Below are 12,700 nucleotides of genomic sequence, written 5' to 3'. Positions count from 1 at the left end.
CCGCTGCCCGACAACAGGAATCGCGAGGCCCGCGGCCTCGCATCGCCTCCGCTTCTTCACCGCCTCCCCTTCGTTCCCCTCCCTCTTCGTTCCCCTCCCCCTTCGTTCCCCTCCCCGCGGCGCCCCGGACACGCGACGTCCCCGCGCCCCCAGCGAACCGCGCCCTGCCAGCGGGGCCGCCCTCTGCTATGGTCGCCCCCGCCGTGCGTCTGCTCGCCGCCCTCGCGCCCGTGGCCTTGCTCGTCGCGGCGGCGCCGCTCCTGGGCTGCGGCGCCGCCCCCGCGACGGACGCGGGCGTGTGCGCGGGCGCGGGCGTCTGCGGGGCCCGCTACTGCGTCGCAGGGCGCTGCCGGCCGCCGAGCGACCTCCCCTCGCCCATCGACGCGCGCCGCGTGCTGCTCCCGCCGGCGGACCTCGCCGTCCTCGCGGAGGACGGCGGCGCCGCGGCCGCGCCCGGCGTGCCCGACGCGGTCGCGCTCGGCCACGCCGGGGCGGGCGACGTCGTCCTGCTGCTCCGGTTCACGCCGACCTTCGGCGTCGACGCCGACATCGCGAGCGCGTTCGTCCTGCTGGAGCCCGCCCCGCTGGCGCCGCCCGCCGAGCGCGCGCTCACCCTGGAGGTCGCGCGCATCCTCGAGCCGTGGCGCTCGGAGACGGCGACGTGGGGCCGGCAGCCGCGCCTGTCGATCCCGGAGGCCGCCGCCATCGTGCGGCGCCGCCCAGCGACGCCGCTGCGGATCGACGTCACCTCGCTCGTGCGCGACTGGGCCAGGCGGCGCAAGGACGACCACGGCATCGCCATCCTCGCGCCGGGCAGCGACGCCGTCGGGGCCGCGACCTCGATGGGCATCTCCCAGGGCGCCGGCCCTCTCCTCGAGGTGTACGTACGGTGAGCACCGGGCACGACGACGAGGACGACGACGCCGGCGCGCGGCACTCGCTCCCCCTGCCGCTCATCCGGCACGACCGCGGCGGGAGGCCCGCCACGCCCAGCGTCCCGCCCGCGTCCGGCCCGCCGCTCACGCCCAGCGCCCCGCCGCTCACGCCCAGCGCCCCGCCGCTCACGCCGAGCACCCCGCCGCTCACGCCCGGCGCCCCGCCGCTTACGCCCGGCGCCCCGCCGCTCTCGCCCGGGGCGCCGCCCCTCGCCCGCGGCCTGCTCGACGACGACGAGCCCGCCGTCACCCAGCGCTCGGCGGCGAGCGTGCGCCCCTTCCCGCTGCTCCGCCCGGCGCCGCCGCCGGTGGCCGAGGAGGCCCCGCCGCCCGCGCTGCTCCGGGTGAGCGACCTCCGCGTCTCGTTCACCGCCGACGGCCGCGTCACCCGCGCCCTCGACGGCGTGTCGTTCACCGTGCCGCGCGGGCGCACCGTCGCGCTCGTCGGCGAGTCGGGGTGCGGCAAGACGGTGACCGCGCTCAGCATCCTGCGGCTCCTGCCCGCGCCCTACGCGGCCATCGACGGCGGCTCGATCGAGCTCGACGGCCAGGACCTCCTCGCGCTCGGCGAGCGCGAGATGCGCGCCGTGCGCGGCGGGAAGATCGGCATGATCTTCCAGGAGCCGATGACCTCGCTGAACCCCGTCTACACGGTCAGCGCGCAGATCGCCGAGGCCGTCCGGCTGCACCTGCCCATGTCCCGCGGCGACGCCCGGCTCTACGCGGTGAGCCTGCTGCGCAAGGTCGGCTTCCCCGAGCCCGAGGTGCGCGCGAACAGCTACCCGCACGAGCTGTCCGGCGGGATGCGCCAGCGCGTCATGATCGCGATGGCCCTCGCGCCAGGGCCCTCGCTGCTCATCGCCGACGAGCCGACCACCGCGCTCGACATGACCACGCAGGCGCAGATCCTGGACCTCCTCGAGCGCATCAAGGCCGAGACGTCGATGAGCCTCCTGCTCATCGCCCACGATCTCGCCGTGGTCGGCGAGCTCGCGGACGAGATCGTCGTCCTCTACGCCGGGGTCGTCGTGGAGCAGGGGCCCGCGCGCAACGTGCTCGCGGCGCCGTCGCACCCGTACACGCGCGCCCTCCTTCGGAGCATCCCGGCGCGCGGGTTCCGCCCGCCCCGCGTGCGCGGCCAGCGCTCGCTGCGCCTGCCGACCATCCCGGGCGGGCTGCCCGATCTGCGCGATCCGCCGCGCGGCTGCCGCTTCAGCGACCGCTGCGAGGCCGTGTTCGATCGCTGCCGCGTCGAGCCGCCGGACATGTACGCGGTCCCGCCCGGCGCGGGGCGCCACGCGGCGCGCTGCTTTCTCCTCACGGGCCCGGGGCGCGCGGGCGACGAGGGCGCCGCGTGACGCGCGACCGCGGCCTCCCGCCGCCCGGTCCGAGCGACGGCGCCGGCGCGGCACGCCCCGAGAGCATGCCGCCCGAGAGCATGCGCCCCGAGAGCGCTCGCCCCGACAGCTTGCGCCCCGAGAGCATGCCCCCCGGGAGCCTGCGCTTCGACAGCGCGCGGGGCGAGCGGCCGCTCGTCCAGGCGGAGCGGCTCTCGAAGCTGTACCCGGTCCAGCGCGGCCCCTTCGCGAAGCCGGCGTTCGTGCAGGCCGTCGACGGGGTGAGCTTCCACGTCGACCGCGGCGAGGCGCTCGGCCTCGTCGGCGAGTCGGGCTCCGGCAAGAGCACCCTCGGGCGCCTCGCCATCCGGCTCGTCGAGCCCACGGTCGGCCGCGTCCTCTTCGACGGCGTGGACCTCACGACCCTCTCGGCCCGCGCGCTCCGGGCCATGCGCCGGCGGATGCAGATCGTCTTCCAGGACCCGTACGGCTCGCTCAACCCGCGCATGACGCTGCGCGAGATCGTCGGCGAGGGCATCGTGATCCACCGCCTCGCGCGGAGCCGCGACGAGGAGACCGCGATGGTCGAGGGCGTGCTCCAGCGGGTCGGGCTGCGGCCGGACATGATGGAGCGCTTCCCCCACGAGCTCTCCGGCGGGCAGCGGCAGCGGGTCGCGATCGCCAGGGCGCTCGCGGTGCGCCCGGACTTCATCGTCTGCGACGAGCCCGTGAGCGCGCTCGATCTCTCGGTCCAGGCCCAGATCGTCAACCTGCTGGAGGAGCTCCAGGACGAGCTCTCGCTCAGCCTCCTGTTCATCTCGCACGACCTCCGCGTGGTCGAGCACGTGAGCCACCGCGTCGCCGTGATGTACCTCGGCCGGATCGTCGAGATCGGCCCGGCGCAGCGCGTGACCGAGCGGCGGCACCACCCGTACACGCGCGCGCTCTTCGAGGCGACGCCCTCGATCGAGCGCGGGGGCAAGGCGCGGCGCCTGCTCCCGGGCGCGCCCGGGAGCGCGATCAACCCGCCCGAGGGCTGCGTGTTCCACCCGCGCTGCCGGAAGGCGGAAGAGGGCAAGTGCGATGTCGAGATCCCGCCGCTCGAGGAGCTCGTCCCCGGGAGCGGCCACCGCGTGGCGTGCTGGTACCCCGAGGCCGAGTGACGCCAGCGCGGCCGGCGCGCTCCCGGCGCGCGGCGGCCCAGGGTGGCACAACCGCTGCCCGGGGCGGCCAGGGCCCTGCCCCGCTCCGGCCGATCTCGCGCGCCCTCGCCGGAGGTATCTTCTTTGCCGCGCGGATGCCCGTGCGCCACAGCCGACGAGCAAGGTGGCGCGAAGGATGAGAGGTGAGCGAATGGCGAATGACATGCTTCGAGCTCTGGCGGTGGCCGTGCTGTCCGGCGTGTGCCTGACGGGCTGCGGCGGCGGCAACGGGGGCGGGGGCGGCGCGGGCGGCGCCGGCAGCGGCGGGACCGACGCCGGCGGCGGCGGGGCGCCGCCGGGAGCCGAGCCGTGCGCGGTGCGCGACGTGGAGGGCACGATCCCGGGCGTGAAGATATCGATCTCGTCGAGCCGGTGCGTTTACCGGGTGGGAGAGCCGGCGGAGTTCACGTACGAGGTCACGACCGACTCCAGCGTTCCTCCGATCGCGATCGCGGCCTCCGACGGGTGCGGGCGCTGCGTCGAGCCGAGCGCGGATCCGCTCTCGTTCGTCGCGTACCGGATCAGCGGGGAGTCGGAGGCGGGCGATCCGCAGAGCTACTGCCTGTGCGACGTGGGGTGTTGCGCGCCGGACGAGGCGGCGACCGTGCAGGTCGACGCGACGACGGCGACCCATACGTTCCGCTGGTCGGGGCGGCAGTGGAACGGGCCCTCCGACACGAACAACCCGGAAGACGACTTCTTCCCGCCGGGGACCTACGATGTCGAGGTGACGTTCGACGGCGAGGAGCAGGGCTCCGTGACGGCGAAGCTGCCGATCGAGATCGTCCGCTAGCCAGCGGCCGGGGCGCCCGGCGCGACGCTCCGCTGTCGGTCAGTGAGCAACGCCGGGGCAGGGAGCAGCGCCGGGGGCGCCCGGCGTTTCTGCTAAGGTCCGCGCACGATGCACGCCTGGCGCGGACACTCCTTCGGCTCCCCCGAGATCCTGGTCTGGGAAGAGGTGGACGACCCCCCGCTCGCCGAAGGGGAGGTCCGGATCGAGATCGCCGCCTCGGCGATCAACTTCCCCGACGTGCTCTTCACGGCAGGCGCCCATCAGGTCAAGCCGACTCCGCCGTTCATCCCCGGCTTCGAGGTCGCCGGCGTGGTGGTCGAGAGCCGCGCGCCGTCGCTGCCGCCGGGCACCCGCGTGGCCGCGACGCTGCCCGGCTCCGGGGGATACGCGACGCACGCGATCGCCGGCCCGCGCACGACCTACGCGCTCCCGGCCGGCATGCCGTTCGAGGACGCGGCGGCGCTGACCATCACGTACCAGACAGGCTACCTCGCGCTGCACCGGCGCGCCCGCGTCAGGCCCGGCGACACGGTCCTCGTGCACGCGGGCGCGGGCGGCGTCGGCAGCGCGGCGATCCAGCTCGCCAGGGCGGCCGGCGCGACCGTCATCGCGACCGCCGGCGGCGAGCAGAAGGCGGCGGTCTGCCGCGCGCTCGGCGCCGACGTCGCGATCGACTACCGGCGCGAGGACTTCGTCGCCATCGTCAAGGAGCGGACCGCGGGCCGAGGCGCCGATATCATCTTCGACCCCGTCGGCGGAGACGTCTTCGACCAGTCCACCAAATGCGTCGCCTTCGAGGGCCGCATCGTGGTGATCGGCTTCGCGTCGGGCCGCTTCCCCGCCGCGCGCGCGAACCACATGCTCGTGAAGAACTACGACGTCCTCGGCTTTTACTGGGGCACCTACAGCCGCGCAGAGCCCGCCGTGACGCGAGCCGCGCAGGACGCGCTCTACGCGATGGTTGGCCAGGGCGCGATCAAGCCGCTCATCTCGGCGGCGCTGCCGATGGCCGAGGCGAAGGCCGCCATGACGGCGGTCGCGTCCCGCGCGACCACCGGCAAGGTGGTGCTCCTCGCGAAGCCCTGAGGGGCGCCGCCGTCGCTCCGGCGAGCGGCGGCGGCGCGGTGGGAGGGGGTCAGTTGCAGGCGTTCCCGGTCGACGTCTCTTCGAGCGTGCCGAGCGTGTCCTGGTCCGTCGTCTTCAGGCCGAAGCCGTAGGGGAACAGCGCCATCTGACCGTCGTTGCGGTTCACGCGCTGGCACTCGCTCCCGGGCCACGAGAACGAGAGCTTGCCCTGGAACTCCTGCACACCGAAGAGCACGTCGGCCACGCCGCCGCCCTCCGAGCCGGGGAGCCACGCCGCCACGAAGGCGTTGGAGGCGTTCAGCTCCTTGTTCACGTACAGCGGGCGGCCCGACAGGAAGACCGTCACGATCGGCAGCTCCGGCTTGGCCTGGCGGATGGCCTTGAGCACCTGGAGGTCCTCGGGGTGGAAGCGCGCGTGCTCCAGCGTCTTCGCGTGTTCGATGTTGTCGTCAGCGTCCTTCCCGGGCTGGATATCCCCCTTCATCTCCGCGTAGGGCGTCTCGCCGATCACCACGATCGCAGCGTCGAAGTTGCCCGACGAGGCGGCGGCGCCGTCGGCGCTCAGCGTCGCCTGACCGCCGCCCGCCGACACGAGCTCCTGGATTCCCTTGTAGATGGACGTGGCGCCCGGGAAATCCGCGTTCGTGTTCTCCGTGCCCTGCCACGTCCGCGACCACCCGCCGGCCTGGTTCGAGATGTTGTCCGCGGACTTGCCCGCCACGAGCACGCTCGACGACGGATCGAGGGGGAGCACCGAGCCCGCGTTCTTGAGGAGCACGAGCGACTTCCGGACCGCCTCGCGCGCGAGGTCCCGGTGCTCCCTGGCGCCGAGCACCGACTGCTCGCCCGCGAACATGCGCTCCGACGGGGCGCCCTTCGTCTTCTTCGGGCCGAGGAGCCCGGCCCGCATCTTGACGCGCAGGATCCTCGTCACGGCGTCGTTGACCCGCTCCATCTTGATCGTGCCGGAGTTCACCTGCGAGAGGGTGTTCATGTAGAACGCCTTCCAGTCGGTCGGGACCATGATCATGTCCACGCCGGCGTTGATCGCGGCCGCGCACGAGCTGTTGGTGCAGCCGTCCACCTGCCCGTGACCGTTCCAGTCCCCGACGACGAAGCCGTCGAAATGGAACTTGTCCTTGAGCACGCCGGTGAGCAGATCGCCCTTGCCGTGCATCTTGTCGCCGCGCACGCGGTTGTATGACGCCATGACCGTCTGCGCGCCCGCCGGGATGGCCGACAGGTAGCCCTGGGCGTGGATCTCGCACAGCTCGGTGTCGCTCGACAGGTTGTTCCCCTGATCATCGCCCTTGTCGGTGCCGCCGTCGCCGATGAAGTGCTTGGCCGTCGCGATGACGCGCGCAGCGCCGAAGAGGTCAGGGCTGTTCGCCGCGCCCTGGATGCCTTTCACGACGCGGCCCGCGTAGGCGTTCACGATCTCGGGATCCTCGGAGTAGCCCTCGTACGTGCGGCCCCACCGGTCGTCACGGACGGTCGCCAGCGTCGGCGCGAAGGTCCAGTCGAGGCCCGTGGCGACGACCTCCTTGGCCGTCGCGGCGCCGATGCGCTCGAGCAGACCGGGGTCCCTCGCCGCGCCGAGGCCGATGTTGTGCGGGAAGAGCGTGGCGCCGCGGACATTGTTGTTCCCGTGCACGGCGTCGATGCCCCAGATGATCGGGATGCCCGCGCGGCCGCCCGACGTGTCCACCGAGGCCCGGTAGAAGTCGTCGGCGAGCGCGACCCAGTCCGCCGCCGTCGCGCCCTTGTTGCGGCCAGGCCAGGAGCCGCCGCCGTTCAGCACCGAGCCGATGTTGTACTGCTTGACCTCGTCCGGCGTGATCGAGCCGATCTCGGCCTGCACCATCTGGCCGACCTTCTGCTCGACGCTCAGCTTGCCGACGAGCTCGGCCACGGCCGCCTCGATCTCCGGATCCTTTGCGATCGCGCTCTCCACCTCGGGCCAGCCGGCGTCGCAGGGGATCCTGCCGTCGCCGTCGCCGGCGCCGCTGCCGCCGCCGCCGGTGCTGTCGCCCGCGCCGGTGCCGTTGCCGCCGCCGCCGGTGCTGTCGCCCGCGCCGGTGCCGTTGCCGCCCGTGCCGCTGCCGCTGCCGCTGCCGCTGGCGCTCGTGCCGCTGCCGGCGCCCGCTCCGGTCGAGGAGCTGCTCGGATTGTCGGACGTGTCGTCACCGCAGGCGGCCGGCGCGATGACAACCGCCGCCGCCATGATCCATGTCGCATACCGTGTGAGGCGCATAGGTGCTCCCCTTTTTGTCAATGAGATGAAGGATGGGCTCCGAGGTGAACCGTGACAGTCAAGCAAAGCGTCGATTGGGATGAGCCCCGCGCGCCCTTGCGATGCGCCCGAGCGAGGGTGGCGCGCTGGATGACACGGTGCGTCCTGGAACGCTCACCGGTTAACCATGGCCGGAGTCGCGCGGCAATACGGAAACACGATGGCGCAGCGCGGTAATTCACCCGTGGCAGAACGCCACAACCTGCGCAAGAGGGCCACGGCCTGCCCCCGCGATCCGGGGGCGCGCGCTTTTTTCGGAGGTGGCCGCAGATTTGCACGCTGCTTTGGCCGATTGGCCGATCGCGCACGCCGCATTTCCGGGGAGATCCTGACGATGGCGAGACGTCCTCATCTTGCGATTGCCATGTTCGTGCTTGCCTCTGGGCCCTCCGCCGGCTGCGGCCAGGCGGACGCGCCGCCCTCGAATCGAGGCGCGCCGCCGGGACAGGAGAAGAAGATCGACACGAAGATCCTCGAGAAGGGCGCAGAGGCGCTCCAGGACCTGAGCCCCGTGCGAGCGATCGACCACTACCTGGACGGGTTCCACGTGATGAAGGAGAACCCGGACCATCACATGGAGGCCCATCATTATTGCAAAGGGATCAATGAAGAGTTCACGCAGTGTGTGATCTTCGACGGGAACACGAAGGACGCGAACATCATCGGGGTCGAGTACATCATCTCCGAGGCGATGTTCGAGGGCCTGCCCGAGGACGAGAAGCAGCGCTGGCACCCGCACAACTACGAGATCCTCTCAGGCCAGCTGACGCTGCCCGGCGTGCCGTCGGTGGCCGAGAAGGCGGCGCTCAAGAAGAAGATGAACAGCTACGGGAAGACGTGGCACATCTGGGACACCGGACACCTGGGACACCCCGCCGCGCACAACCTCCCGGTCGGCCAGCCGCTCCTCGCGTGGTCGTACAACCGCGATGGGGAGATGCCGGCCGCCCTCGTGGAGGCGCGCGACAAGCGCGCCGGGATCGACACCGCCGAGAAGCGGAAGGAGCGCGCCGATCTCGCGGCGATCGCGAACCCACAGCGGGGCGTGGACGATCTCAAGCCCAGGTTCCCGAACGCGACGGGGGCTCCGGAGGGCGTGCGCGCGAAGTGACCCCGGCCGGGCGCGGCGCCCGTGCGCGCGGGGGCGGGCGGGCGAAGGCGTGCGGAACGATTCGTACGTCTAACTATCTATGTCATTCGACGTCGCGCGACCCCTCTCCGGGCCATGAGGGCGCCGCCGCGCGGCTCGGGGCCGCGGCGGCGGACCGGCGCTCGCGGGCAGGAGCCGCCGCCGGCCACGCAGCGCGATCCTCGGGAGATGACCTCGAGGACGCAGCCGGGCGTCACGCCACCGATACGGCCGCTCGAGGCCAGCCGGGCCGAACGGCGTCCGTCATCGCAGGGCGAGCCGCCGGCCGAGCACGGGCGCCAGGTGATGCGGATGCAGCGCGGATGCAGCGAAAGCGTAATCCGCCGAGATGGCAATGCTGAAATCCTGCGTTCGCTGTCAGCGGCATTTACCCGCGACGCAACGCACGCCTATTCTCCGCGCATGGTTTTTATTCCACGTACTTCCATCCGTCTGTTCATGACCACGGGCATGCTGCTCGTCGCGCTCGCTGGGTGCGGTGACGACGATTCAGACACGACCACCGGCTCAAGTAGCACCAGCAGCAGCACCACCGGAACCGGGACTGGCACGGGGACCGGCGGGAAGGGCGGCGAAGGCGGTGAGGGCGGCGGCACCGGCGGCGAGGGCGGTGAGGGCGGCGCGACCGGCACCGGCGGCGAGGGCGGCGCGACCGGCACCGGCGGCGAGGGCGGCGCGACTGGCACCGGCGGCGAGGGCGGCGCGACCGGCACCGGCGGCGAGGGCGGCGCGACCGGCACCGGCGGCGAGGGCGGCGCGACCGGCACCGGCGGTGAGGGCGGCGCGACCGGCACCGGCGGTGATCCCACGACGGGTGTCGGTGGCGCGGGCGGCGATTCCACGACCACCACGAGCGCCGCCGTCGGCGGCTCGGGCGGCGATCCCACGACCACCACGAGCGCCGCCGTCGGCGGCTCGGGCGGCGATCCCACGACCACCACCACGAGCGCCGGCGTCGGCGGCTCGGGCGGCGAGTCCTCGACGGTCGCGGTCGGCGCGGGCGGCGCCGGTGGCGAGTCCACCACCGTCGGCGCTGGCGGCGCGGGCGGCGAGTCCACCACCGTCGCGGTCGGCGCGGGCGGCGCCGGCGGCGAGTCCACCACCGTCGCGGTCGGCGCTGGCGGCGCCGGTGGCGAGTCCACCACCGTCGCGGTCGGCGCGGGCGGCGCCGGCGGCGAGTCCACCACCGTCGGCGCTGGCGGCGAGGGCGGCGTGTCCACCGCCGTCTCGGTCGGCGCTGGCGGCGCGGGCGGCGAGTCCACCACCGTGGCGGTCGGCGCTGGCGGCGCCGGTGGCGATAGCGGTGCCTCCGCGGTCGGCGCTGGCGGCGCTGGTGGCGACGGCGGTGCATCGGCGGTCGGCGCGGGCGGCGCGGGCGGCGACATCGGCGCGGGCGGCGCGGGCGGCGACATCGGCGTCGGCGGCGCTGGCGGTGGCGAGGGCGGCGCGGGCGGCGAGGGCGGCGAGGGCTCCGGGCTCACGAGCTGGGCGGAGGACGTTCAGCCGATCCTCGAAGCGCGCTGCGGGGCCTGCCACACCACCCGCGAGCCTCCGCGCAACGGGTTCAGGGTCACCGACTTCAACACGGCGATCCTCGATGCCACCATCGACGTCTGCCTCGATCCGACGCTCACGAAGGGCGAGTGCGCCCTCCTGCTCATCGACAGCGGAGTCATGCCGCCCGGCCGCGGCTGCACCGGTGACGAGGACGACGACAGCAACCCCCAGTGCCTGACCGAGGACCAGGAGAAGGTGCTCGAGAACTGGATCGCGGACGGCATGCTCCCGTGACCCGATGAGGCGCGGCGATCACCGCCGCGCCTCACCTCACCTCGGCTGCTCCGGGAGCGCTCCGTCTCGATAGGCGTCGATGAGCCGCTCCAGGATCTCGATCTCCCGCACCAGCTCCTCCCCCTTCTCGGTGTCGCCCACCCGGCGCTCGGCCTCGTAGACCTCCACGTCCGAGACCACGGGGATGATGTCCTCCCCCGCCTCGACCGCCTGCTCGACCGACGTGAAATGGTGGTGCTGCGCGAGCCGCGCCCCGCTCGCCTCGAGCACGAGCGTATACCCCTTGTCGCCGTAGGCCTCCGAGAACGCTCCGTCGATCGTCACCGCGCGGTGCGACGCCTTGATCGGCGACTCCCCCTGCTCGACCCGCACCGGCACGTGCCCGTTCACGATGAGCCCGCGCTCCTCGTCCAGCCCGAACTCGCGGCACACCCGGCCGCAGAAGCCGGCGTCGTGGATCAGGTGGAAATACGGGTTCTTCGTCTCCTTGTGCGTCCTCGCGTCGGCGACGAAATAGGACTCGAACGTCGTCATCCGGTCCTTGCCGAACATGGGCGAGAGCGGGCCGGTCCAGAGGTACCAGAGCATGTCGAGGTCCTCCGGCGCGCCCGTCCGGAAGGCCCGGCGCACCACGCGCTCGAGCGCGTCGAACAGCGCCCTGCCGCGGCGAGGCTCGCCGTCGACCTCGAACGGCAAGAACGCGCCCTCGCCGTCCACCGGGACGCAGCCGTGGAAGATGAGCGCCCGATCGCGCCGCAGCCACGTCGTCCCTTGCTGCACCATCCAGCGCATCTGGCGCGACAGCGCAGGGCTCTTCGAGAACGACTCCTTGAGCAGCGCGACGCACGCCGCCTCCTCCGGCGTGAGCGCGTACGGATCGCCGAAATCGACCGTCGGGAAGCGCGCGTCGAGCAGCGGGTACACCTCGCCGTCGATCGCCACCGTGCCCGCGCGCGGGTCGACGCGGTGGAGCAAGCACCGGTGCTCGAGGGCGTATTCCGGGCGCCGCCGGCAGAGCTGCCCCTCCAGCTTGAACTGCAGCACCGCCATCGCCTTCTGCATCCGCGCCATGAGCAGCGCGTCGCGCAGCCCCTCGCCCCGCACCGCGAAGCGCTCCGCCGGGTCGTCCGCGTAGGCGGTGCGCGCGAGGCGATCGACCGGCGCGACCGGGATGCCGAAGCCCTCCTCGAGCTGCGAGAGGCGCCCGTACCGGAGCGAGAGGCGCACCACGGTGGCGATGAGCGCCTCCTGGCCGAGGCTGGCGCCCATCCAGCTCACGTCGTGGTTGCCCCACACCACGCGCGCCCGCGGCTGGCGCATCAGGTACTCGATCACCTTGTCCAGCCGGGGGCCGCGATCGCCCAGATCGCCCGCGACCACGAGCTCGAAGACGGTCAGGTTCCGGATGACGCGCGCGGTGGCGCGCAGGATCTCGATCTCGCGGCAATGCTGCACGAACGGGTCGATGAGCGCGTCGAGGTAGGAGCCCTCGCCGAGGGCGGCGCGCGCCGAGACGAGCTCGCGGAGCAGGCCGCGCATGTCGTCCGGGAACGCCTGCTCGACCTGGCGCAGCGTGTAGCGCAGCGACAGCTCGCGGATGATCTCGACCTCGCGCGCGAGCGTCCAGAGCAAGAAGGCCCGCCGCTCCGCCTCGCCGCGGGCGGCGACCTTCGCGTAGCTCTCGCGAGGATAGTAGATGATCGAGAGCAGCGCGCGCTCCTCGTCCGCCGTGAGCCGGTCGCCGAAGACCCGCTCGACCAGCGGCCGCAGGCTCCCCGAGGCGTTGTTGATGATGTGCTTCAGCTTCCTGTGCTCGCCGTGGACGTCGCTGATTACGTGCACCGTCCCCTTCGGGAGCGACAGGATCGCCCGCAGGTGGCCGATCTCGGAGAGCGCGGCCTCGGTCGTCGGATACCGGCCCGCGAGGGCGCGGAGGAGGGGCAGCTCCCGCGTGTCGAGCATGGCGCCGCAGCATAAAGCAAAGGCGCCGGCCGCCACACCAGACGAGCGCGTCGATTGCGGCGTCGGCGCGCCGCGCGGGGCGGGCCGACGCGCGGGAGCGGGCCGCGCGCTCGCCGTCGTCCGTCGTAAGGCAAAATCGGCGCCTGCGCAG

General features: G+C 73.1%; 9 protein-coding genes. 7 read left to right on the top strand and 2 right to left on the bottom strand.

The window, feature by feature from the left end:
- The first annotated feature begins 203 nt into the window (after positions 1-203).
- The 5 genes from WMF26_RS48325 (at position 204) to WMF26_RS48305 (ending at position 5,353) form a co-directional block, all read left to right on the top strand.
- The gene (locus WMF26_RS48325; protein ID WP_437998219.1) at positions 204-893 is read left to right on the top strand and encodes a hypothetical protein; all 690 of its coding nucleotides are present in this window, start codon (positions 204-206) and stop codon (positions 891-893) included.
- Positions 890-2,293: an ABC transporter ATP-binding protein gene (locus WMF26_RS48320; RefSeq protein WP_437998218.1), complete on the top strand. Its 1,404-nt coding sequence runs from the start codon at positions 890-892 to the stop codon at positions 2,291-2,293. Before WMF26_RS48325 ends, WMF26_RS48320 begins: the two co-directional genes overlap by 4 nt.
- Positions 2,290-3,435: an ABC transporter ATP-binding protein gene (locus WMF26_RS48315; protein ID WP_437998217.1), complete on the top strand. Its 1,146-nt coding sequence runs from the start codon at positions 2,290-2,292 to the stop codon at positions 3,433-3,435. Before WMF26_RS48320 ends, WMF26_RS48315 begins: the two co-directional genes overlap by 4 nt.
- A 202-nt stretch (positions 3,436-3,637) precedes the next feature.
- Positions 3,638-4,267 carry a hypothetical protein gene (locus tag WMF26_RS48310; protein ID WP_437998216.1) on the top strand — a complete coding sequence of 210 codons (630 nt, stop codon included), beginning with the start codon at positions 3,638-3,640 and terminating at the stop codon, positions 4,265-4,267.
- 108 nt (positions 4,268-4,375) lie between these two features.
- Entirely contained in the window at positions 4,376-5,353 is a 978-nt protein-coding gene (locus WMF26_RS48305; RefSeq protein ID WP_437998215.1) for an NADPH:quinone oxidoreductase family protein, read from the top strand.
- Between the two features lie 49 nt (positions 5,354-5,402).
- Here WMF26_RS48305 and WMF26_RS48300 read toward each other — a convergent pair whose 3' ends face one another.
- Entirely contained in the window at positions 5,403-7,577 is a 2,175-nt protein-coding gene (locus WMF26_RS48300) for a glycoside hydrolase family 3 protein (RefSeq protein ID WP_437998214.1), read from the bottom strand.
- 433 nt (positions 7,578-8,010) lie between these two features.
- Between WMF26_RS48300 and WMF26_RS48295 the strand changes: the two genes are divergently transcribed.
- Positions 8,011-8,757: an OBAP family protein gene (locus tag WMF26_RS48295; protein WP_437998213.1), complete on the top strand. Its 747-nt coding sequence runs from the start codon at positions 8,011-8,013 to the stop codon at positions 8,755-8,757.
- Positions 8,758-9,234: 477 nt separating this feature from the next.
- Positions 9,235-10,587 (top strand): hypothetical protein, encoded by a 1,353-nt coding sequence (locus tag WMF26_RS48290; RefSeq protein WP_437998212.1) that lies wholly within the window; start codon positions 9,235-9,237, stop codon positions 10,585-10,587.
- Positions 10,588-10,623: 36 nt separating this feature from the next.
- Here WMF26_RS48290 and WMF26_RS48285 read toward each other — a convergent pair whose 3' ends face one another.
- A complete protein-coding gene (locus tag WMF26_RS48285) occupies positions 10,624-12,549 on the bottom strand; it encodes a fructose-1,6-bisphosphatase (protein WP_437998211.1) in 1,926 nt (641 codons plus the stop codon).
- Positions 12,550-12,700: the final 151 nt, after the last annotated feature.

Origin of the sequence: Sorangium sp. So ce185 (assembly GCF_051526825.1) — a bacterium.
GTDB classification, from domain to species: domain Bacteria; phylum Myxococcota_A; class Polyangia; order Polyangiales; family Polyangiaceae; genus Sorangium; species Sorangium cellulosum_D.
This window is presented reverse-complemented; position numbering and strand designations above follow the sequence as displayed.

Bases quoted from the DNA above. Each gene is read 5' to 3' on its own strand.
- WMF26_RS48310 (WP_437998216.1), top strand. From the start codon at position 3,638: ATGCTTCGAGCTCTGGCGGTGGCCGTGCTGTCCGGCGTGTGCCTGACG.
- WMF26_RS48305 (WP_437998215.1), top strand. From the start codon at position 4,376: ATGCACGCCTGGCGCGGACACTCCTTCGGCTCCCCCGAGATCCTGGTC.
- WMF26_RS48300 (WP_437998214.1), bottom strand. From the start codon at position 7,577: ATGGCGGCGGCGGTTGTCATCGCGCCGGCCGCCTGCGGTGACGACACG.
- WMF26_RS48295 (WP_437998213.1), top strand. From the start codon at position 8,011: ATGTTCGTGCTTGCCTCTGGGCCCTCCGCCGGCTGCGGCCAGGCGGAC.
- WMF26_RS48290 (WP_437998212.1), top strand. From the start codon at position 9,235: ATGACCACGGGCATGCTGCTCGTCGCGCTCGCTGGGTGCGGTGACGAC.
- WMF26_RS48285 (WP_437998211.1), bottom strand. From the start codon at position 12,549: ATGCTCGACACGCGGGAGCTGCCCCTCCTCCGCGCCCTCGCGGGCCGG.